Annotated in this window: 22 protein-coding genes and 1 other annotated feature; of the genes, 12 read left to right on the top strand and 10 right to left on the bottom strand. The window is 45.1% G+C overall.

Translation table 11 applies throughout. The features are described 5' to 3' along the window. Window positions 1–194: 194 nt before the first annotated feature. Window positions 195–422, bottom strand: a complete 228-nt coding sequence (locus ASG93_RS05145; RefSeq protein WP_056829533.1) for an alpha/beta-type small acid-soluble spore protein — start codon at window positions 420–422, stop codon at window positions 195–197. Window positions 423–576: 154 nt separating this feature from the next. On the opposite strand from ASG93_RS05145, the gene ASG93_RS05140 reads away from it, so the two are divergent. Then, a complete protein-coding gene (locus ASG93_RS05140) occupies window positions 577–759 on the top strand; it encodes a DUF5325 family protein (protein ID WP_029194821.1) in 183 nt (60 codons plus the stop codon). A gap of 70 nt (window positions 760–829) precedes the next feature. On the opposite strand, the gene trpS is transcribed toward ASG93_RS05140, so the two are convergent. Beyond that, window positions 830–1,813, bottom strand: coding sequence for a tryptophan--tRNA ligase (gene trpS, locus ASG93_RS05135; RefSeq protein WP_056829530.1), 984 nt, complete (start codon window positions 1,811–1,813; stop codon window positions 830–832). 65 nt (window positions 1,814–1,878) lie between these two features. Further along, window positions 1,879–2,144, bottom strand: a binding site (T-box leader). A 254-nt stretch (window positions 2,145–2,398) separates the two neighbouring features. Between trpS and ASG93_RS05130 the strand changes: the two genes are divergently transcribed. Continuing rightward, the gene (locus ASG93_RS05130; RefSeq protein ID WP_235550745.1) at window positions 2,399–3,508 is read left to right on the top strand and encodes a permease; all 1,110 of its coding nucleotides are present in this window, start codon (window positions 2,399–2,401) and stop codon (window positions 3,506–3,508) included. 331 nt (window positions 3,509–3,839) lie between these two features. Here the strand turns inward: ASG93_RS05130 and ilvD are convergent, their stop codons facing one another. From ilvD to ASG93_RS05115, 3 genes are all read right to left on the bottom strand, one after another. Further along, a complete protein-coding gene (ilvD, locus tag ASG93_RS05125; protein WP_056829525.1) occupies window positions 3,840–5,525 on the bottom strand; it encodes a dihydroxy-acid dehydratase in 1,686 nt (561 codons plus the stop codon). 220 nt (window positions 5,526–5,745) lie between these two features. Beyond that, window positions 5,746–6,393 carry a ribonuclease H gene (gene rnhA, locus ASG93_RS05120; RefSeq protein ID WP_056829523.1) on the bottom strand — a complete coding sequence of 216 codons (648 nt, stop codon included), beginning with the start codon at window positions 6,391–6,393 and terminating at the stop codon, window positions 5,746–5,748. Window position 6,394: 1 nt separating this feature from the next. Next, on the bottom strand, window positions 6,395–6,892 hold the full coding sequence (locus tag ASG93_RS05115; RefSeq protein WP_056829522.1) for a hypothetical protein: 498 nt from the start codon (window positions 6,890–6,892) through the stop codon (window positions 6,395–6,397). Window positions 6,893–7,050: 158 nt separating this feature from the next. On the opposite strand from ASG93_RS05115, the gene ASG93_RS05110 reads away from it, so the two are divergent. Then, window positions 7,051–7,290, top strand: a complete 240-nt coding sequence (locus tag ASG93_RS05110; RefSeq protein WP_056829520.1) for an alpha/beta-type small acid-soluble spore protein — start codon at window positions 7,051–7,053, stop codon at window positions 7,288–7,290. A 739-nt stretch (window positions 7,291–8,029) separates the two neighbouring features. Here ASG93_RS05110 and ASG93_RS05105 read toward each other — a convergent pair. Further along, window positions 8,030–9,025 carry an ABC transporter substrate-binding protein gene (locus tag ASG93_RS05105; protein ID WP_056829518.1) on the bottom strand — a complete coding sequence of 332 codons (996 nt, stop codon included), beginning with the start codon at window positions 9,023–9,025 and terminating at the stop codon, window positions 8,030–8,032. Between the two features lie 180 nt (window positions 9,026–9,205). On the opposite strand from ASG93_RS05105, the gene ASG93_RS05100 reads away from it, so the two are divergent. From ASG93_RS05100 to ASG93_RS05090, 3 genes are read left to right on the top strand one after another with little or no spacing between them, the layout of a single operon-like run. After that, a complete protein-coding gene (locus tag ASG93_RS05100) occupies window positions 9,206–10,237 on the top strand; it encodes a FecCD family ABC transporter permease (RefSeq protein WP_056829516.1) in 1,032 nt (343 codons plus the stop codon). Next, window positions 10,234–11,283, top strand: a complete 1,050-nt coding sequence (locus tag ASG93_RS05095; protein ID WP_056829514.1) for a FecCD family ABC transporter permease — start codon at window positions 10,234–10,236, stop codon at window positions 11,281–11,283. Before ASG93_RS05100 ends, ASG93_RS05095 begins: the two co-directional genes overlap by 4 nt. 33 nt (window positions 11,284–11,316) lie before the next feature. Beyond that, complete coding sequence (locus tag ASG93_RS05090; RefSeq protein WP_056829512.1) at window positions 11,317–12,129, top strand: ABC transporter ATP-binding protein; 813 nt, start codon at window positions 11,317–11,319, stop codon at window positions 12,127–12,129. Window positions 12,130–12,184: 55 nt separating this feature from the next. Here the strand turns inward: ASG93_RS05090 and ASG93_RS05085 are convergent, their stop codons facing one another. Beyond that, a complete protein-coding gene (locus tag ASG93_RS05085; protein ID WP_056829510.1) occupies window positions 12,185–12,553 on the bottom strand; it encodes a hypothetical protein in 369 nt (122 codons plus the stop codon). Window positions 12,554–12,836: 283 nt separating this feature from the next. Here ASG93_RS05085 and ASG93_RS05080 point away from each other — a divergent pair, with 283 nt between their 5' ends. Next, complete coding sequence (locus ASG93_RS05080; protein WP_056829508.1) at window positions 12,837–14,096, top strand: methyl-accepting chemotaxis protein; 1,260 nt, start codon at window positions 12,837–12,839, stop codon at window positions 14,094–14,096. Between the two features lie 46 nt (window positions 14,097–14,142). Here ASG93_RS05080 and ASG93_RS05075 read toward each other — a convergent pair whose 3' ends face one another. Then, on the bottom strand, window positions 14,143–15,951 hold the full coding sequence (locus tag ASG93_RS05075; RefSeq protein WP_056829946.1) for a M3 family oligoendopeptidase: 1,809 nt from the start codon (window positions 15,949–15,951) through the stop codon (window positions 14,143–14,145). A gap of 155 nt (window positions 15,952–16,106) precedes the next feature. Here ASG93_RS05075 and ASG93_RS33845 point away from each other — a divergent pair, with 155 nt between their 5' ends. Then, complete coding sequence (locus ASG93_RS33845; RefSeq protein WP_082562639.1) at window positions 16,107–16,271, top strand: YycC family protein; 165 nt, start codon at window positions 16,107–16,109, stop codon at window positions 16,269–16,271. A 3-nt stretch (window positions 16,272–16,274) separates the two neighbouring features. Continuing rightward, on the top strand, window positions 16,275–16,508 hold the full coding sequence (locus ASG93_RS36160) for a hypothetical protein (protein ID WP_082614705.1): 234 nt from the start codon (window positions 16,275–16,277) through the stop codon (window positions 16,506–16,508). A gap of 101 nt (window positions 16,509–16,609) precedes the next feature. On the opposite strand, the gene ASG93_RS05070 is transcribed toward ASG93_RS36160, so the two are convergent. Both ASG93_RS05070 and ASG93_RS05065 read right to left on the bottom strand, forming a co-directional pair. Then, entirely contained in the window at window positions 16,610–17,314 is a 705-nt protein-coding gene (locus tag ASG93_RS05070; protein ID WP_200984451.1) for a DUF2225 domain-containing protein, read from the bottom strand. A 42-nt stretch (window positions 17,315–17,356) separates the two neighbouring features. Beyond that, window positions 17,357–17,749: a globin gene (locus tag ASG93_RS05065; RefSeq protein ID WP_056829506.1), complete on the bottom strand. Its 393-nt coding sequence runs from the start codon at window positions 17,747–17,749 to the stop codon at window positions 17,357–17,359. Window positions 17,750–18,028: 279 nt separating this feature from the next. Between ASG93_RS05065 and ylbJ the strand changes: the two genes are divergently transcribed. From ylbJ to ASG93_RS05050, 3 genes are all read left to right on the top strand, one after another. After that, entirely contained in the window at window positions 18,029–19,267 is a 1,239-nt protein-coding gene (gene ylbJ, locus ASG93_RS05060) for a sporulation integral membrane protein YlbJ (RefSeq protein WP_056829504.1), read from the top strand. A 1-nt stretch (window position 19,268) separates the two neighbouring features. Continuing rightward, window positions 19,269–21,869 (top strand): alpha-glucan family phosphorylase, encoded by a 2,601-nt coding sequence (gene glgP, locus ASG93_RS05055; RefSeq protein WP_235550744.1) that lies wholly within the window; start codon window positions 19,269–19,271, stop codon window positions 21,867–21,869. 128 nt (window positions 21,870–21,997) lie between these two features. Beyond that, window positions 21,998–22,672 carry a flagellar brake protein gene (locus ASG93_RS05050; RefSeq protein WP_056829501.1) on the top strand — a complete coding sequence of 225 codons (675 nt, stop codon included), beginning with the start codon at window positions 21,998–22,000 and terminating at the stop codon, window positions 22,670–22,672. The last annotated feature ends 72 nt before the right edge of the window (window positions 22,673–22,744 follow it).

Genomic DNA, 22,744 nt, shown 5'->3' with positions numbered 1-22,744 from the left:
GTCTTTTTTACGTTTAAAAAAGTCATCAAGGATAAACGACTCCGTCGTCCTTCAGGGACGAGCGCGTTTGTCAAGGTAGATGCGAAGCAAAAGTATAAAACTTATACTTTCTACACAAAAAGCCCAAAGGGTTTTTAGGCCCCTGGGCTTTATTGTTACGTAATTGGGAAAGCTATTGCCGAAGTCAGGGCTAACTAGCTGCGGAAGCCAGATTGTCCTGCTAGCGTTTGCTCAGCGATTTGTACCAAACGGCGAGTAATGTTACCACCGATTGCACCAGCATCGCGAGTAGCCATATAACCCATGTAACCATCTTGAGGAATTTGGATGCCCAGTTCTTGAGCTACCTCATATTTCAATTGATCTAAAGCTTGGTTGGCTTGTGGAACTACCAATGTGTTACTGCTACGATTTTGTGCCATAAGGATTCAGACTCCTTTCAGTCAGCTATAATCTTTGATGTATTTGCAAGCTTGCAAAGATAGTATGTGGAGGAAATGAATTTATATGCACAGCGATCAAAAAAGTTTAAAATAAGAAGACACTGTTCAATCTTCTAGAAAGTAGGCCACATTCATGAGCAAACCACTCGCTCTTCTTTTCGCTGTTGTTGGCACCCTGCTGCTCGCCTCCATCAGTTTATTCATTGCCCTCAGGCAGCCTTGGATGATCCTTGCCTGTTCCATCATCTCCTTAGGCTTTATCGGATATGGATTTGCGGTTAAAGCGAAGATTCGCAAGAAGAATACGCGGTCTTAACGAAGGAAGCAGCACGATTAAGAGAAAGAGCCCAATCAGCTATACTAGCTGTTTGAGCTCTTTTTGCTTTTTAGATAACGACGAAGCCCATCCGCTTCTTCACTTCGAGCAGGGTTTGATCAGCTACCTCAGCAGCTTCCTGCGCACCTTTTTTCAAAATATCGAAAATTTCGCCTGATTTGCGAATTTCACTATAACGTTGTTGGATCGGCTCGAGAACAGCAACGAGGTGCTCAGCTAGATCCTTTTTGAAAGGTCCATAGCCTTGCCCATCGTATTTGGCTTCAATCTCAACTAAACTCATCTCTGCAAAGTGTGAGTAGATCGACATTAAATTACTAACCTCCGGCTTGTTCTGAGGATCATACTTTACCTCACGGCCAGAATCTGTGACTGCTCGACTAAGCTTCTTACGGATGACATCGGGCTCATCCAGCATGGCAATGTAACTGCCGGCATTCGGATTGCTTTTACTCATCTTTTTGGATGCATCATCCAAAGACATAATTCTCGCACCGATCTCTGGCATATAAGGCTGCGGCATGACAAACATTTCACCAAACCGGTTATTAAAGCGGTTCGCCAAGTCGCGCGTCAACTCCAGATGCTGCTTCTGATCATCTCCGACTGGAATAAGGTCCGCATTGTATAAAAGGATGTCTGCTGCCATCAGAGATGGATACGTAAATAGGCCGGCACCGACGGAATCCTTGCCTTCGGATTTGTCCTTGAACTGTGTCATACGCTCCAGCTCTCCCATGTGTGTCAGCGTCGTCATGATCCAGCCGAGCTCCGCGTGCGCATGAACATGGGATTGCAGGAAAATGGATGCTTTACTAGGATCTAGTCCCGCAGCAATATAAAGCGAGGCTATAGACTCTGTTTGCTCCTTCAAAGCTGCCGGATCCTGAGGAACCGTGATAGCGTGCATATCGACAACCATAAAATAACAGCGATGCAAATGCTGCAGCTTCACATAATTGCGAAGTGCGCCAATATAGTTGCCAATCGTCAGCTGTCCGCTGGACTGCATACCGGATAATACTCGTTTCATTGGATAATCCCTCCAGAATTCTTAATTTCTTATCGTCTAAAAAAACAACAAAAAGGCCTCTCCCCGCAAGGGACGAGAGACCGTGGTACCACCCTAATTTGTCCGTGAACAATTGTTCAATAAGACCTTCAGGCTCTGATAACGGGGAGCTGCCGTTCGGCATACTTGGACAGATGAGGATGTTCTCCGGCCTAGGTTCCGGCAACCTGCATACTGTGTTCAGCCTCATGCTCAAGGATCCATTCGGTTTGCTTGTTTCACCGGTTCACACCAACCACCGGCTCTCTGAGAAACAGATGACAAACTTACTTGTTCCTATCATCGCGAATTGATTTTATATAATTATACACCCTTACAATCCATTGTCAATCAAGGACATTGTCCTATCTGAACCTGCATGTACATAGGATAGATCATACTAGCCTTTCTATGGATAAAAAACTCCGCGTCCTTCGAGGACGCATCAACGGACAAAGGGGTGTCAACGAATTGCCAACGACTCTATACCGCTGGAGCCTTCCGATCTCCACCGTGATTTGTGCGTTTCTCCTCATCTTAATCGTGACAACGAGAGAGCTTCCTCCTATGGGTTTGGTGATTTATGAAACCAAGCACGTCTTTTCAGCCTTCATGGGTATCTTTCTCGACGCTTTGCCTTTTATGTTACTGGGCGTCCTTCTATCTACAGTTGTTGAAAACTTCATTCCTGAAGCGTTCATCAGACGCATGACGCCGCGGCACCCGCTAGGAGGCATCTTATTTGCCTGCGTTCTTGGCATCATGTTCCCGCTCTGTGAATGCGGAATGATTCCTTTCGTTCGTCGGCTCATGCGGAAAGGAATGCCTGTATACATAGCCGTTATCTTCATTCTAGTCGGTCCAATTCTGAATCCCATCGTCTTCGCTTCGACGTTCATGGCTTTCCGTGGCGAGCCATCGATGGCCTATTCGCGAATGGGACTTACATTTGGCGTTGCCCTCATCGTAGGTCTGCTGCTGACACGTTTCCTGAAAGGCAGTCCTTTGCGTCATCCTATCGAAAATGAGACAAACACGCACCACCACGATCACAACCACCACAAGAATGGGGGTTCCGGCCCTGGACATCGTGCCGAACACCTTCATGCTGACGAGCACGGCCGTGACCGTGATCATCAACATGGCCACAGCAACATCCATGACCATGATCATCAACATGGCCACAGCAACATCCATAACCATAACCATAACCATGATCATGTACATGAACACGATGATCACCACGGCCACAACCACTCCCATGGTGATGGTCGCATGATGATTATGTTCAGCCACGGTACGACGGAGCTGTTCGAAATGAGCAAATACTTAATGCTGGGCGCTTTCCTGACCGCTCTTATCCAAACATTCGTCTCCCAAGACAGCTTATCTGCGATCGGTCAGGGACCTTTCATTTCACATGTGTTCATGATGGGCTTTGCCTACCTGCTCTCCCTGTGCTCCACAACAGATGCTTTCGTGGCGGCCTCCTTCGCCAATTCCTTCTCTCCAGGATCCTTACTGGCTTTCCTTGTGTTCGGCCCGATGATCGACGTCAAAAGTACACTGATGATGCTCTCCATCTTTAAAGCCCGCTTCGTGCTGACTCTCTCTATCGTCGTCGCTGTTACGGTACTGGCGGGTTCGTTGCTAATCATGCATTTCTTTATAGCTTAAAAGGAGATTTTGGAACCCATCGATTGGAGAAAATTATGGTTTGATGTAAAAAGTGCAGCTAATTCCTGTCAAATTGACGATTTCAGGTAAGATCATGTAAAAAGTGCAGTTAAATCTTCCAACACTTGCCGTTTTGAGCAAAATCATAAAAATTTGATGTATGAAATGCATCTCTTCTACTCAAAATGGGATGCAAAACATAATTTGCTGCACATTTTGCACTTGCTACTTTGCGTATTGGTCGTACACAAAAATTGAGCAAACAACAGCAATTTTCCCCAAACAAAAAAAGAGTCTCGCCACTTATGGCAAGACTCCTTTTTCATATAAATTAAAATTTCAGAATGGCGCCTGCGCTAGCATTTGTCACCATTTTCGTATAACGCGCCAAATATCCGGTTTGGATTTTCGGTTGGAACTCTGTCCAACTCTCGTGGCGTTTCGCGAATTCTTCATCGCTGATTTGCAGTTCGATTTTGCGGCCGTCCATGTCCACATCAATGATGTCGCCATCTTGTACGAAAGCAAGAGGTCCGCCCTCAGCCGCTTCCGGCGAGATATGACCGATCGAAATTCCGCGGGATGCGCCGGAGAAACGTCCGTCCGTAATTAACGCAACCTTCGCGCCAAGACCCATACCTACAATTTGGGAAGTAGGAGCTAGCATTTCTGGCATACCAGGTCCACCCTTCGGACCTTCATATCGGATGACCACAACGTGGCCTTCTTTCACTTGGCCATTGGCAATGCCGTATAGAGCTTCATCTTGCGAGTTGAAGCAAATAGCTGGACCAACGTGACGTCCGCCAACGGATTTATCAACAGCGCCAACTTTAACGATACTGCCTTCAGGAGCGAGGTTACCAAACAGAACAGCAAGTCCGCCTCTTTCACTATGCGGGTTGCTAAGCGGTCGGATCACGTCTGTGTTTTGGATTTCGCGGCCAGCTACATTCTCGCGAAGCGTCTGCGCTGTTACGGAAAGACAGTCACCGTTGAAAGCGCCCGGTTTTTTGAGCAGCTCATTAATTACCGCGCTCACACCGCCTGCCAAGTGCACATCTTCAATATGGTAATCGGAAGCCGGAGCGATTTTAGCTAGGTGAGGTACGCGTTCTGCCACTTCATTAATACGGTAAATCGGATAGTGTATACCAGCTTCGTGCGCAATAGCAAGTGTGTGAAGAACTGTGTTCGTGGAACCACCCATTGCCATGTCGAGAGCAAATGCGTTATCGATCGCTTCGATCGTAACGATATCACGAGGCTTGATGTCTTTTTCAATCAGGACCATCAGTTGTTTCGCACAATCTTTCACGAATTGCTTACGCTCTTCCGCAACAGCCAGAATTGTCCCGTTACCCGGCATAGCCAGGCCAAGGCCTTCAGCCAAACAGTTCATGGAGTTCGCTGTAAACATACCGGAACAAGATCCGCATGTCGGACAACCGTATTGCTCTAACTCTTCTAAGCCAGCTTCATCTAATTTACCAGCTTGGAAAGCACCTACGCCTTCGAATACGGAGGAAAGGGAAATCGATTTACCGTTTTTATCTTTACCGGCTTTCATCGGACCGCCGCTTACTAACATCGTTGGGATGTTAACGCGGAGGGCCCCCATGATCATTCCAGGTGTAATTTTATCACAGTTAGGAATACAGACCATTCCGTCGAACCAGTGTGCATTAACAACCGTTTCCAAGGAATCCGCAATAATCTCACGGCTTGGCAAGGAATAACGCATACCAATATGCCCCATCGCAATACCATCGTCAACACCAATGGTGTTGAATTCGAAAGGAACACCGCCAGCTTCGCGAATCGCTTCCTTCACGAGCTTACCAAATTCTTGCAAGTGAACGTGTCCAGGAATAATGTCTATATAAGAGTTACAAACCGCAATAAACGGCTTGCCGAAATCTTCTTCTTTAACGCCGGCTGCACGCAGCAAGCTGCGGTGTGGAGCGCGGTCGAATCCTTTTTTAATCATGTCACTGCGCTGTTTCGGATGTGCCATTCTATATTCCTCCTAGATTTCATTTCATATATGAAAATAATGAATCTATCATACCACACTTCTCGTAAAATTTCTTTCTTTAGTGTGATAACGCGTCAATGTAATACCAATACTTACCTCTTTAGGCTTTACGTCGATTCAAATGAACGAAAGTAATGGCCAAAGCCAGCACTAACACTCCGCCTTTGACAATATCAAATCCGAAATAAGGCACATTCACTCATTTCCGCCCAAAATCAGCCTTGATTTCTCCCCATTTCCGCGTATCCCACTTTACAATTTTATTGGTATACGTGTTCGTTTTGAGCCATTTCAACGCCCGATCCACTAATGTCCAAATTTCTTCTGTGGAAGCATCCCTAACCAGATTCGTGGAAACCTCCTTTTTACGTATCCAGCTCAAAGCTGTGACCGAATCCGTATAAATGGTTTTGTTACTGCCTTGCTTCTGCAAATAAGCGAGCCCGTGAACGATAGCAAGAAACTCACCTAAATTATTCGTTCCTTTGGAGATTGGACCTTGATAGAAAATAATCTCGCCAGTCTTCGTGTCGACACCCTTATATTCAACAATTCCTGGATTCCCGGAACAGCCAACATCGACAGAGATACTGTTATAGTCGACTTCTGGAGCTGTCTCAGGGGTAGCAGACTTCCCCTTAGAAGTCGCGGATGTCCCCCCATTTCCAGAGAAATTCAGCGACTTCTGCCACCCCTTCTCTAGGGCCTGACGTGCTTCCAGCTCTGATTCATACGATTTAAATCTAGCTTGCGGATAACCTTTGGTCTGCGCCTGACAATCTGCCCACGTCCGGTAGATTCCCGGTTGATGTCCCACCCAAACAACATAATATTTCACTGCTGCCATCTTATTCACTCCGTAATTGTTGATGTATTTGATGTACAAGATCTTCGACAACTTTTACTGTATCACCGAAATAAGGCCGATAGTCCAAATCTTTAATAAATGCAAGATAAGTCTCCCCTACCGCCAAAACCTTCTTGCTGTACTCCAAGCTTGGAATCACATGCGTTTCAAGCTCGCGGTACGTTCCATTAGAACGCTCCTCAACGGATGCGAGTTCCACTTGTTCATCCGCCAAATGACGGACAACGAACGAAAAACCTCTGCATTCCGGATCTCCGCAGCCGCATACAAAGAACGGCATTCGCTCCCATTGATCTGCTGGCGCAAAACGATTCGGTGCCGTATCATGCAGGGCACTGTACAGGAACGCTGGTAGCCCCACATCTACACACAGTGGCTCTTCAATAATGATACTATCGTCCACCGCCATGAGGACATCTGCCTGAATAATTTGTAAATCCTTATCTAGGGACCAGCCCTTTATGGATATATCCAACATAACTCCTGCCTCCGCTCCCATTTATTCGGTTTTCTCATTATAGCAAAGACTGTGAGTTCCTGCTTTTAAGGTTTTTTATTTTGGCGATAATTTCCAGTTCGAAAGATGAGTATAATTCCTAAAGAAGATTATACTACCATTACTGGAGGTGATATCAGATGGCATCAGGACAATCTCGTAGCAGCAACCAACTCGTTGTTCCACAAGCTAACCAAGCACTAGACCAATTGAAATTTGAAGTTGCTCAAGAATTGGGCATCCAAATTCCTCAAGACGGATACTACGGCTACATGGCTTCTCGTGATACAGGAGCAATCGGTGGTAACATCACTCGTCGTCTCGTGCAAATTGCTGAACAGCAACTTGCTGGCGGCGCAGCCGGTAAATTCAGCAGATAACAGTTTCCCCTATACTTACGTTTAAAAAAGGGCCTCTTTAAAGTAGTTATCTACTTGAAGATGCCTTTTATTTTTATGCTAATGGATGAGTATAAACAGCATAACCCGCAACTGGTATCACCAGATTTTCGCGGAACGTAGAAGCCTTATTTTGCTCAAAACCGTGTATTTCACGTTTTCGCGGAACGAGGAGCCTCTATTTCCCGCTTTCGAGGTGTAAAAACCGGAAAAACACCAAAATAACGCTCCCACGTTCCGCGTATTAGTCCGGCATCGGCATAATCACCGAAATAGCGGCTGCTCGTTCCCTATGATCCGCAGTTTAGCAGCTTATATGTCCGAAATCACTCCACAGAGTTGGATTTGACCAGCTGTTTATCAGTATTTTGAACAGATTCCTATTTTCTATTTACCTGCCCTCGCACCAAACTTTTCACTATACCCTCCAATAACAGAGCACGTCACATGGTTTACAACAGATCAAACAATTAATGTTCACTCACCAGTGAACCTATTCTTGATTATCTACCTGTCCTCGCACTCAACGTTTATACGAAATAACAGCTTTAAGCGCCACTTCGGCGCTCTCAGCTCTATATCAAATGCTAATCTGAGGTATCCACGCGAATCTTGCAAAAAATGTCATATATGCTACATGCCTTTCTAGTTCTCCATTTCATCAAAAAACAGCTCCCCAAAAAAACATAAAGGACTGCTCATAATAAGCAGTCCCTTCATTTTAAGGCTTCACTTGATATAAATTATACAAATCATCCAGCATAATGTTAGCCGCTTTGACACCGCCGGCTGTATTCCAAGTCGCATCGTTCACTTTGATTAACTTATTTTCTTTAACCACTTTAAGATTTTTCCAGAGGGGGTCATTCATCCATTCCTGCTCTTGCTTGGTCCCCTTGCCATCACCGGTCTCATAGGTAAAATAAAACACTTTATCCGCAGCATCAAGCTCCGTTAGACGCTCCTTGGTAATGTCCTCGAATGATTTCTCATCACTCTTTGCATCTGAACGAACGATACCGATTTGTTTAAAAATAACACCCGAGAACATATTGCCGTAATAGTATCTGGTTTTGCCACCCATAAAACGGACAACAGCCACTTTCTCTTTCAGCTTATCGCCGGCTTTGCTTTTGAAATCCTCAATGCGTTTATCGAAAGCTGCGATGACTTTATCACCCTCGGCTTTTTTATTTAACGTATCGGCATATAAGCTGAAGTTATTTTTCCACTCACCGCGCAGTGTCTCCGAGTAGACCGTTGGAGCAATGGCTTTTAATTGATCGTAGACTTTCTCATGACGCATCTTATTGCCAATGATTAAATCGGGTTTAAGCGATGCGATCAACTCCAAATTCGGCTGTGATTCACCGCCGACTGTCGTCACACCCTGCATATCAGCTTTAATATGATCAAACCATGTTCCATAATAAGACTCAACCGCACCAACCGGTTTGATGCCTAACGCAAGAAGCGCTTCCGTTCCTTCATTGGTCAAAATGACAACACGCTTCGGGTTCGCCGGTACGGCCGTTTCTCCCATAGCATGTTTAATAGTTCGAGGGCTATCCGCCTTCGTTGATACTTGAGGTGCTGCAGATGCCGAAGGCTGTGAACTTGGCTTCTCTCCACAAGCTGTCAAAACAACAGATAAAACAAACATAATTGCAATAAGAGCCCAGGCTCTTCCTTGTTGACGATTTCTTTTTCCAAACATATAAATGAGTTCCCTCCAAGCAGTCAATTGATGATAACGATTATCATTACCTATCACATACTACTAAATATATCTCCTGGATGTCAATCTAAGTTGATAATGATTATCATATTCGTTGACTTCGCTAATCAGACTCATTAAAATAAATGAAGCAGCACTTAAGGAAGCAGGCACTCATTCATGAACAATTCAAGCTATTCAAGCAAAGAACGTCTCCACCATTTCTATAAAAGTTTTGGATTACTCGCAGCTTGCTGCATGCTGGCTGCAATGATGATCAGCAGCGTTATGTTCGGACTACATACGTATTCATGGGCTCAAATTACCTCCTCCTTTGCGCAAGCCGCCAATCCAACAAACGAGGCTATCATCATCCAAACTGTACGCATCCCAAGAGCCTTAATAGCCGCTCTTGTAGGAGGAAGCTTGGCTATTGCAGGCGCACTTATGCAAGCTATTACACGGAATCCACTGGCTTCTCCAAGTATGTTCGGCATTAATTCAGGCGCTGCCTTTGCCATCGTGTTATCCGTTGGATTTTTTAATGTTTCCAGCCTTACACAGTTTACTTGGATTGCATTTCTTGGTGCTGCATTCAGCTCTGCCCTTGTTTATGGACTCGGTTCCTTAGGCCGCGACGGCTTAACGCCAATGAAAATTACACTAGCAGGCTCAGCAATGACGGCATTTTTCGCTTCACTAACACAAGGCATTTTGCTTGGAAACGGTAAAGCCTTTGACCAGGTCTTATACTGGCTTGTCGGTTCTGTCGAAGGACGGACCATGGCCATGTTCCAATCTGTTTACCCTTATATACTAATCGCTTGGATTGGTGCTATCTTCTTATCGCCGCACGTCAACATATTATCTATGGGGGATGATGTAGCCAAAGGGCTTGGACAACGGACTGTATATGTGAAATTCATTGCCACAGTTGTGATTGTCATTCTTGCCGGAGGCTCTGTTGCTGTTGCGGGACCGATTGTTTTCGTAGGCATCATCATTCCGCATATCGTTCGCTTTCTTGTTGGAATCGATTATCGCTGGGTCATTCCGTATTGCGCGGTTCTAGGCGGCATTCTTTTAGTTGGAGCTGACATCATAGCTCGTTTCATTGTTATGCCTAAGGAAGTTCATGTCGGTGTAGCGACAGCCATTCTCGGAGTACCCTTCTTCATCTACATCGCTCGCAAAGGGGGGCTTCTGAAATGAGTCATTCCCATCGTTATTTGACCTTTCGAAACAAAGGCTTCTCATATCTGATCAGTAAGAAATCTCTGATTGTTTCACTTTTTCTGCTCCTTGCCGTCATCATCGTGATGACTCTGAGTACAGGAATAGGAAGTATCTATATCAAACCTGCTGAAGTTATTCGCGCTGTTTTTGGTTTCGGGACTGATCCAAACACGATGATCGTCAGGACTTTGCGTCTACCCAGAGTCATTGTTGCTGTCTTGATTGGTGCATCGCTTGGTGTAGCAGGAGCTATCCTGCAAGGCATTGTACGAAATCCATTAACCTCACCGGATACGATTGGCACAACAGGCGGGGCTACGCTTGGAGCTGTTTCTTTTTTCTTTTTTTTCTCAGATAAAATCAGTATTCACTGGCTGCCAGTTGCCGCTATTATTGGCGCTTTCGCCGCAACATTACTGGTCTATTCACTCTCATGGAAAAATGGGATCACACCTCTGCGGCTTGTCCTGATTGGGACGGGACTTACAGCTGCGATGAGTGCTCTCTCCTATCTCATGCTGCTTTCCGGACCGATTATTCTGGCCAATCAATCTCTGACCTTTATGACAGGCAGTATTTACGGAGTTTCCTGGAAAAAAGCGGTTTACCCGCTCTTACCATGGGTCTCGCTGTTAATTCCTATCATTTTCTTGTATGCACGGCACATTACGATTCAGTCGTTGGGTGAAGATATAGCCCGTAGTGTTGGGAGCAACGTTGGGCGTCAACGCTTCTTATTGATCATCCTTAGCGTTGCGCTATCTGGAGCTGCTGTTGCTTTCGGAGGTGCGATCAATTTCATTGGTCTCATGGCTCCGCACATTTCCCGTAAATTCGTAGGTCCAAGCTTCGGCGCGCTTATCCCTGTGTCCGCTTTGACTGGTTCCCTGCTTTTGCTGTTAGCTGATCTAGCAGGACGCTTCTTATTCAAACCGCTCGATATTCCAGCAGGTGTTTTCACAGCAGCTATCGGAGCCCCTATCTTCATCTATGTGCTATATCGCAGTAGAAATCGCGGTTAACAACAGCGGTTTTACTTAAAGGAGAACAGACCTATGCCCACTCTGGAAAAAGCACTGGAAGCACAATCCCTTCAATTAACATATGGAGAGACGACCATCTTCCACAGCTTGAATTTACAAATACCTAAAGGCAAAATCACCGTATTTATTGGCAGCAATGGTTGTGGGAAATCAACACTTCTGCGCTCCCTTGCTAGACTGCTGAAACCGAAATCGGGCGCAATCCTACTGGATAGCACGGAAATCGCCAAGCTCTCAACCAAAGAGGTAGCACGGAAAATGGCCATCCTCCCACAAGGACCTTCCGTGCCCGAAGGGCTTACCGTACGACAGCTCGTGAAGCAAGGACGCTACCCTTATCAAAGTTGGCTGCAGCAGTGGTCATCGGAAGATGAGAGCAAAGTGATGCAGGCCCTCGAGCTTACAAATATGCTCACATACGCAGACCGCAGTGTGGATTCCTTATCTGGCGGGCAGCGCCAAAGAGCATGGATCGCCATGACACTGGCGCAGGACACACCTACACTGCTTTTGGATGAGCCTACGACCTATCTGGACTTAACCCATCAGATTGAAGTTCTGGACTTACTCTTCGAGCTGAATGAGAACGAACAACGCACGATCGTGATGGTGCTGCATGACATCAATTTGGCCTGCCGTTATGCCCATCACATCGTTGCCATTAAGGATAGTTCGGTTTATGCGGAAGGCAAGCCGGAAGACATTGTGAACGAGCAGCTGCTTCTAGATGTGTTCGATATGAAATGCAACGTTGCGCCTGATCCTATCTTCCGTACACCCATGTGTATCCCTTATGGAAAAGGCCGTGTTCTTCCCCATAAATAATGACAACCCCGTTCATCTACGTGACCGGGGTTGTTTGTTATAAAAGGGATGAGCGCTAAATCGTTCTTGCAAAACTCGCCATATTGTAATTACTCTCGAACATAATACTTGCAGACACCATGTTTTGCCTAATGGTGAAATCGAACAATATTTCACCATGCGTCCAGCTTTTCTTCCGTTTCAAAGATTCAATAGCCATCTGCCGAAAGGATTGATATTGCTGCTCCGTCAAACCTTTGGTCGTGGTTGCAGGCAATACGCCGTCCTTACTTTCAAACGGAAGGTGCTTAATACCGAATTTACCAATTTCGTTGTTACGAATGTGAACAAACACAGTACCTGAATTCACATGGGATAATTCTTCTTTGATCTTTCTAAACACCAAATCGATTTGTCTAGCGAGTGGTATTTGATCCAAATTCATTATTTCCCTCCTTAAGTTTTATTTTTTTACTTATTATGTAATTTATGCGACTGTAGACCTATTATACTCACACCATATACATAATTCAACAGTTTATTTACATTATTCACACAATTCTTACTATTTTTTATGGAATGTTTATATTAACCCCATTTCAGTTGTAAGAAACGAACGATATTTGTCGAAATGATGTAGAATATTTCCAGATTGAATGTTATAATTTGCAAGCATACATCATGGATTCCAACACAATAAAACAAATTTCGCAGAGGAGTCGGTCGGATTGGATAAAGTATCATCCTTATCGTTCAGAAAGAAACTACAACTTGGTTGTTATGCACTTATTGGTTTGAACTCAATCTTTATGTTAATTGTTACTTTCGCCTCGGGTTGGAATCGCTTACTTGGTATTATCTTCCTAGCCATTATCCTTGGAGGCAGCTATCCGTTCATTCGATGGTTCGAGAATCAGTTAACGGAACCCATTGCTGATTTATCCCGAATAGCGCTCAACATTTCCAAAGGGGACTTCTCTCAAAAAGTAACCGTTACCTCTGATGATACCCTTGGACAGCTTGGCCAATCTTTTAACAAAATGATTGATAAACTCCGCGATATTCTTCGCGACACAGGAAACATCTCGAAACAGGTTTTTCAAACAAGCCGCGATATTTATGTTAAAAATGAAAGTTTCCGTACTGTCCTAGAACAAGTGAGCATTTCGGCCCATGAGCTGGCCTCGGGTGCCGGGCAAATTTCAGAAGAAGTCTCAGGTGTATCAATCACCTCCAAAGATATTGAAGTGAGAATCGTCAATTATGCCGGATCTGCGAAAGAAATGAAAGAGCGTTCGGATCAGATGATGACCCTTGTTGAAAAAGGACGCACGTCCGTTGAGAGCCAAGGCATCGGTATGAAACGAAATGTAGAAGTTACTCAGCAGGTTTCTGATACCATCGACATGCTGGCTCGTCAAGCAGAAGGCATCAGCAGCGTTACTCATTCCATATCCGAGATTGCTGAGCAAACGAACCTCTTGTCCCTCAACGCTTCCATCGAAGCTGCTAGAGCTGGCGAACATGGTCGGGGCTTTGCAGTCGTCGCGCAGGAAGTGCGCAAGTTAGCTGAAGAGTCAACCTCTCTTACACGTGAAGTATTCGGTTTCGTGAAAAGCATCGAGCAAGGCATTCAAGAAGCCATTCGCAGTATTCAAGTGAACGAAGATGTCGTAAAGAAACAAACCGTGTTAATCGAGCAAACCGAAATTGTCTTCGCTGAGATTGTCGGAAGCGTAGGCTTTATTTCGGAAGAGATTACCCGCTTCGCGGAAGAAAGCGAGCAAATGCTGACAAGCTCCGAACAAATTGCTGCGGCGATGGAGAACATATCGGCGATTACGGAGGAATCAGCGGCTGGTACGCAAGAAGTTTCCGCTTCTATGAATGAGCAGATTGCTACGGTACAAGGGATCGTCACCCAAGCCGAAGAGATGACGCGTGTTGTCACACAATTACAACAGACGATTCAGATTTTCAAAATATAAGCTTTAAGGCTTTCCCACTTCGACCGTGGGAAAGCCTTTTTTTAACTTACATTTGAACTTTAGCTTCTGTCAGTTCCATGAACTGCTTCACATCTTGAGCTGCCATATCGACAGCGCTTTGCCAGAAATCCGGCTCTGTCAGATCAACGCCGAGATGCTTCTGAGCAAGCTCCTCCACGTTCATGCTGCCAGTGTCTCTGAGCAGAGAGATGTACTTGTCTTCGAATGCTGCGCCTTCCTGCACCGCTCTCGCGTAAATACCTGCACTAAACAGGTAACCGAACGTGTAAGGGAAATTATAGAAAGGTACATCCGTCGCATAGAAATGCAGCTTAGCCGCCCAGAAATGCGGGTGATAGCTGCTCAAAGCATCTTTGTAAGCAAGCTTCTGCGCATCCGCCATGAGCTCGTTCAAGCGTTCAACACTAACTAAACCTTGACTTCGCGCTTCGTAAAAGTTCGTTTCGAAGATGAATCTGGCATGGATGTTCATGAAGAAAGCGATAGCGCGCTGGATCTTATCTTCGAGTAAAATGATGCGCTCTTCATCTGTTGAGGCACTCTTCACAACAGCGTCCGCTACAATCATTTCAGCGAAGGTAGAGGCTGTCTCAGCGACATTCATCGCGTACTCCTGCGCTAATGCAGGCATATCCGTCATGACATGCTGATGGTAACCGTGGCCCAGCTCATGCGCTAATGTAGAAACATTGTTGAGCGTTCCGCCGTAGGTCATGAAGATACGCGTCTCACCCGCAATCGGGAAAGAGGTACAGAAGCCTCCAGGTCGCTTCCCTGCTCGATCCTCAGCTTCGATCCAGCGCTTCTCAAAGGCTTCTTGCGAAAAGGCTGCCAGCTTCGGACTGAACCTTTTAAATTGATCGACAATCAGAGTAGCGCCTTCGTCATAAGAAATTTTCTTTGAGGAATCGCCCAGTGGCGCATCAACGTCAACCCAAGCCAACTTATCAACACCAAGCAGTTTCGCTTTACGGTTCAAATAGTCAACGAAAATGTCTTTGTTGCGGTCGATCACTTCCCACATGACATTCAGCGTTTTCTCTTCCATGCGATTAATAGCTAGCGGCTCTTTATGTATGTTTTTCCAACCTCTGTATTTATAAACCTGAAGACGGAAACCTGCCAAATGATTTAAAGCTTCGGCACAATATTCCTCTTTATCTGTCCATGCTTGTTCCCATTTATCAAACAGTTCCAGTCGTTCTTCACGATTCTCTGTATGCAGTTTATTAAATGCTTGACCGGCGGATAGCTCCACCATTTCACCGTCAACCTCTATAGGCATGCGGAATTGACCAACGGTCGTATTATACAGATCTCCCCACCCATGATAGCCATCTACGGCCAAATCATTAATTAAGGCTTCCTGCTCTGGCGGCAGCTTCTCTTGGGCCAAGGCACGTCGCTCATCGAGCGGAAAAGCTATGTCTTTGAACGGCTCTTTCTGCAGCAGAGCTGACCAAACATCATCTGGGATCCCCGTCAGAACTTGATCAAAATGAGTGAGCGATGACAAATGCTCTGCAAACAAGCTTTTGACCTGTCCGCTAAGTACAGGTGCCTTCTTATCCTTCTGATTATCCGCTAACAAGCAGCCTACGAAAGAATCCGCCTCATGGATATGCTTCAAATTATGCTGAAACAATTCAATCAGTCTCACTAACGAATCTGTATCTTCTACCTGCCCAGGTGAAGGGGTATTTCGTACTTGTTCTTGAAAAGCAGCAATCGATGCTTGAAGCTCCTTCAGATGAGCTGCGAATGAAGGAGACTCGCTTCCCCCAGGAAAAAAGGTTTCTAAATTCCATGTTTGATTAAGAGGTAAATTAAGCAAAGCTATCACCTTTCCTTTCCATCTTTTATTAAATCATAAACGCCACCTGATCGCCAATCATACTCATCTTGCTCATTGCTTATAGGTAAAAAGTATGATTCAATGATAGGTAGTTCCCACACCATATATTCGGAACAGGATGGGTGATTTCAATTATGAAACCGTTACAAATTTCTCCAGAAACGGCTGTTAAGCTAGCTGAACAACTTAAGGTGCCTTTAGAACATCTCATGCATATGCCACAACATATTTTACTGCAAAAATTAGCGGAGCTCGCTAAAGCTTCCTCAACGGAAAATAGCGATCCAGAATCGAAGTAAGCTTTGATCCCTTTCGCTAACACTTGGCCTTATGACATTATTATGAAGGACATTTATGTGGCTGAGTGTCCCTTTTGCCATAGCCCCAATGTGCTGCTGCCACTCAAAATCCACGAACTGGCATCTATTCACGAAGGTAAAAAAAAGCTGCTTGTGTTTCCTTGCTGCCATAATAAGCTGACGCTCGTCGACACAGATCGCGATTATTTATTGGCGGACACCGCAATACGCAAATGAATCGTAGCTTTCAATCAAAAAATGAACGCTTAACCATTCAAGGGGTTGAAGTCAACTCCTAGAATAGATAAGCGTTCATTTGATTTATACGGCAATATTCATTATGTTGCTTGTTTCATTTCGTCTGGGAGCTCCATACGAATGGCAAGCATATCTTCACGGGTTGCTATCCATTGTTCACGACTTGCTCTAATCATGCCAGCATCCATAATCTTGCGGTCATTAATAATACGTGAAAACCATTTGACCGCCTCATTGAAGCGGCTTAATCTGCGATTCAGCTCTCCTATTAAGTACATGAGTCGAGCATTATTGAGATCCATGCCTTCTGTTTCATACACACTGACATAGGCTTCCAATGCAAATGTTAGGAAGCGCTCCTCTTGCTCCCAATCCCCTTTGGAACGATACAACCACGCCAAATGATGTAGAAGACCTGCTACAACGCGGGATTTCTCATCTTTAATCTGCGCACTGAAAAGGGCCAGTTTGTAAATCAGAAGCGTATCTTCCCAAGTTCTTTCCCCGCAATAATTGCGCATGGACCAGTTTTGAGCCACTCTCTCGTAGAAGACTTTCCTCTGTGCTGGTTTCCATTTATCCGAAAAGTTCTCCGTATGCGCATACCCGCAAAACGGGCAAGCCCTCACAACATAGAAGTCGGGGTTGATCTCTTTATAATGAACACAGAAATCCGTGTCTGTTTTGCTAGCCTTTTTGAAGCTTGGGCGAACCTTCATGGTTTTGTAGGTATTCTCGCAATACGTGCACTTCACTGAAATTTCATATAAAGGTTCGACCATCATTGAAACCCCGCCTTCACTAACGTTGTATGTAGGAAAGAAGAACTATCCTTCTTCAGTTGTGTTTATAAAATGATAGGCAGAGCCTTTCAACCGCTCAAGTAAGAAATCTCGCAAATCAGTCGGTAATCCTACTTCCACCATGGCTTCCGACATACAGCCTAACCATGCATCTGCACGTTCTACTGTAATTGGAAAGGCCATATGTCTAGCTCTCATCATCGGATGTCCATGCATATCTGAATACAAGGTTGGACCACCGAAAAACTGACTTAAAAACATGAACTGTTTATCTATAACGGGTCCAATATCAGAAGGGAACAGAGGCGATAGTAGTGGATTTTGCTGAACTTTTGGATAAAAGGCCTCCACGAGTCGGCGTACCGTCTCCGCTCCCCCCATCAATTCGTACAACGTGCTGCGATCACTTTCTGACATTAGGGTAAACCTCGCTATTCGTATTACTTTAATAGTTTTCTAAATCCTCATCCCCTGCATGCATGAGCGTTTCTCGAATGACAAATACGAACATACATACAACCAAACCAGCAATGACACCTGTCATTTGAATCACTCCCGCTGCCTAGGATATAAGACCTTACTAGTTCTATTTTACCATAAAACCAGGCTGTGAACAGTACCAAAGTCTAAGTATTTTGGGACGGCATGTATGTCCCATCCTGTTCATATAGTTGAATAGGAGGAGGTATCCAATCCATGCAGAAACGAAATTTCACGGCTGCGTTACTCATGGCTTTTGTTGTTGTTGCTATTATTCTATGCTTATTTGCGTTCCCTCATGACGGTCTTCAAGCAGCCTTGCGCGGCGTTTCCATTTGGTGGGATGTGCTCTTTCCCGCACTTTTCCCTTTCTTCGTCCTATCCGAAATTATGCTTGGCTTCGGTATCGTTCATTTCTTCGGTACGCTGCTCGATCCGATGATGCGTCCCGTCTTCCGTATCCCTGGCATCGGTGGCTTCGTAATGGCAATGGGCTTCGCAGCCGGTTATCCGGTAGGAGCTAAGCTTACCTCCCAGCTGTGGGAGCAGAAGCTTGTCAACCGGGAGGAAGGTGAACGACTCGTAGCGTTCACAACAAGCTCCGATCCGATTTTCTTAATCGGAGCCGTTTCGATAGGCTTCTTCCATGATGCTTCTTTGGCTATGATCTTGGCTATTGCTCATTATGGAGGCTCCGTGCTTATAGGTTTAATGATGCGATTTCATGGCAGGAAGAGCCTGCCTACAGGGCAGGAGACCAAGGGAAAGGGCTGGGTCTGGAAGCGTGCTTTTGAAGCGATGCACAACGCTCGAACCAACGACGGCAGATCCATAGGCACATTACTGAGTCAATCCATCCTACAGTCGGTTAGCTTGATTTTCGTAGTAGGTGGATTAGTAGTTTTCTTCTCTGTTGTTTTAGAAGTCTTAACAGCAGCTAAGGTCATGAATGCTATTTACCTGCTTATATCCTCCATCCTGCAAATAACAGGTCTCCCCCATGAGTTATCACAAGCTGTTATGAATGGTTTGTTTGAGGTAACACTCGGGGCGAAGGCTGCCGGGAATGCTCCCGGAGCGCTGGCTCTCTCCAGCAAAGTAGCTATCGGCGCTTTTATTTTATCATGGGGCGGCATGTCCGTTCATGCTCAAATTGTTAGCTTATTAAGTCATACGAATCTGCGTTACTTGCCATTTGTTACCGCTCGCTTCATCCATGCCTTGCTCTCCGCTGCTATTGTTCTCATTTTTTGGGAGCCTATGCAAATTTTTCGAGAATCCAAAACCGTTTTCTTACCTCAATATGATTCGGCTTCTCCTGTTCTCAGCTATCTAAGGTTAATGCTGCCAATCAGCGGAACGGTCTTCCTTGGTGCTTTTTCTGTCATTGCCGGACTCTTTGCTGCATATTCCTTACTTAAACTGGTGTATGAAAAGGTTGGTGGAACAAGATAATATGGATAATCACGATCATGATTATAAAGGGAGAGAACATCCAGATATGCAAATAGCCTTCCCCCAAGTAGCGAAACATTTGCCTCCTGCGATTGAGCGTTTGAATGAGCTATCATTCAACTTATGGTTCAGTTGGAACCATGACGCCTTGCAGCTTTTTGCACAAATGGATCCTGTAAAATGGGATCAATGCGGCCATAATCCTGTTCTTTTACTTCACCTGTTGGACAATTCACAGATCGAAGTCCTCAGCGGAAACCAAGATTTTATAGCAAATTATCAACAAGTAATAGCCAAATTCGATGCTTATATGAATGGCACCACTTGGTTTCAAGAGAAGCATCCAGATCAAGGTTATGTAAAAATTGCTTACTTCTCCGCGGAGTTCGGCTTTCATGAATCATTGCCGATTTATTCAGGAGGACTGGGAATATTAGCTGGTGACCATACGAAATCTGCAAGTGATTTGGGTATTCCATTGATCGGCGTTGGCCTTCTTTATAAAAAAGGTTATTTCACGCAGAAAATCGATGCCTCCGGTGGTCAGCAAAGTGAATTATACCCGTATGATTTCACCAAGCTGCCGATCGAACCTATGCTGCAAAATGGCCAGCAGCTCGCCGTTACCATTGATATGCCTGGTCGCGCTATCACCTTACAGGTTTGGCGTGTGCGTGTCGGCCGTAATGCGATCTATTTGCTGGATGCCGATCATGAAGCCAACAATCCAGCGGACAAAGAGCTGACCGCTCAGCTGTATGGAGGCAATCAAGATACCCGGATTGCTCAGGAAATGGTTCTTGGCATTGGAGGCGTTAAGGCGCTTCGGCAGCTTAATATTTACCCTAACGTGTACCATATCAACGAAGGGCATGCGGCTTTCCTAACGCTGGAGCGACTGAAGGAGCTTCTGCATCTAGGTCTTCCCTTTCATGTGGCGGTTGAAACCGTTCGCTCAGCCACTGTATTTACGACCCATACGCCTGTACCTGCGGGGCATGACACATTCTCCATCGAGATGGTGGAACACTATCTCGGGCCTCTCCTGTGTGAGCTGTCGCGGCACAAACAGGACATTGTAGCACTTGGGCTCGATCACCATACGGGGCAATTCAATATGACCCATTTGGCCATGAATACGGCCGGACTGCGCAATGGGGTCAGTAAACTGCACGGTCAAGTATCCAGAGAAATGTTCAAAGAATTTCACGGTCATATCGATGCGAGCGAAGTTCCCATTAGCTCCATAACGAATGGTGTACACCTGGATACTTGGACAGCGCCGCAATGGAAGGAACTGCTTGATCGTTTCCTGCCTGGTTCATGGCGGGAAGAACAAGCCAATAAGCATCAGTGGGCGCAAATCGAGGCCATTCCAGACGAATCCATCTGGAAAGTGCATCAACAACTGAAAGAAGATTTGGTTCGTTACGCGAGGCGAAATTTATTCGAGCAGCGAAAGCGCAACGGAGACTCAGAAGAGCGGATCGAGGAAGTCAGACAGTATTTGAATCCGAAGGCTTTAACCATTGGATTCGCCAGAAGGTTCGCGACCTATAAGCGAGCTAATCTCATTTTCAATGATTTGTACCGGCTTAAGAAGATCATCAATGATCCCGAGAGACCCGTGCAATTTATTTTTGCTGGTAAGGCTCACCCTGCAGATTACCCAGGTCAAGAGCTTATCCGTGAAATTTATCGCGTTTCGCAAATGAAAGAATTCGTCGGGAAAATCGTTATTCTCGAAAACTATGACATGAATATGGCCCGTTACCTCGTTCAAGGCGTAGACGTCTGGTTAAATAACCCTCGCAGACCTCTTGAGGCTAGTGGAACTAGCGGACAAAAGGCCGCCATGAACGGGGTACTTAATTTTAGCGTACTCGATGGCTGGTGGGAGGAAGGCTACAACGGCGCGAACGGCTGGTCTATCGGTTCCACAGGAGCAGCGGACTGGGCTGCTCAAGAGAAAGAAAATACACAAGCTATCTATCACATTTTAGAGAAAGAAATTATTCCACTGTATTACAATCAAGGAGCACTCCCGCATCAATGGATCAGCCGCATGAAGCGTTCTATCCAATCGCTTAGCCCGGTCTATAACACGCATCGTATGGTGCAAGACTATACAGAGCTCACCTATCTGCCAACAGCTCAGCGAGCCCGCCTCTTTGTTTCTAATCACTATGATGTTGCAACTAAAGTTGCCGATTACAAACAATTCATCCGTACGAACTGGTATCACGTGAAAATCATTGGCATCGATGACCGCTCTGCCAAATTATCATCGAAAGTACCGTTAAACGAGATAAAACCTTCTACGAAGGAAATTACGACGCAAGTTCACTTCGGCCCCATTTGGCCGCAAGATACGGCAGTAGAAGTCATTTATTACGAGGAATATGGCGAAAAATGGGAGCAAAAAATCATTCCAATGGAACCTATAGGCGAATTGATTGAACAGATGCAGAGCTATAAAGCGACCATTCCATCGCATCTCATTCATGGACCTCACTTCTCTATTCGCGTTCGCCCCATCTCATCTAACTTCGCACATTCCTTTGAACTTTCCTTAGTTACCAGTACATTATCATGGCAGTAAATAGGTGAATTCCTAGATAAAGCCCCGTTTGGGGCTTTTCTTATTTTCTTTTATAAATTATTATGAATAGAGAACTTAACGGTATGTGCATGTGTTCGTGAATGCAAATCTAACCACTTGGTGATGCTATGGATTGGAATAAGGCACTGGAATTGGCATATATCGCACCGAATACGGATTGTCATTTGATCATTGTCGGAGAATGTAAAGATGGTCAGCCTTTTTGCTATGAAGAAAATTTCTACATTGATAAAATAGGTGAAGCTTCATTCACCGTTTGTTTAGAGCTGTCCGGAATTTTTCCATTCGACAAATTAGAGCATATTTCTTTCATTGAGTTTTCTTTTAAAGACCAAGGAATTTTATATTACGCCTATGTCGATTTAATTCAACTTGAATTAAAGAAGACGATATGTTACCTTTCGCTATCCATTCCCGAAGAAATTCATTATCATCAGAATAGAAGATACAGCCGAGCTAAGCTCTCGCTTCGAACACCGATCACCTTGCGTATTGTTGGCATTCGCGGCATATCCGCAAGCAAGGGAGTCGCCTTTTCCGGACAACTGCTTGATATTAGTGCCAGTGGTCTTTCTTTCGTTACGACAAACCGGCTTTTCTTTCCCTTATTTCTGGAATTCAGCTTCATTCTCCCTGGGTACCCCCATCCAATTACTGCCTATGGTGAAATTATTAGGGTGACGAATTTCAGTAATGATTCTTATCGAGTCGCCGCCGAATTCCGACATACACCTGAATCGATGCTTCAGGACATTGATAAATATTGCTCGATAATTAGCTAATGCTTACGAAGAAAGTTTTGCTAAAGCAAAACTCAGATTATGCTTACGATGCAAGTTTTCTTACGAAAACTC

This window comes from Paenibacillus sp. Soil787, assembly GCF_001429545.1.
Classification (GTDB): domain Bacteria; phylum Bacillota; class Bacilli; order Paenibacillales; family NBRC-103111; genus Paenibacillus_E.
This window is presented reverse-complemented; position numbering and strand designations above follow the sequence as displayed.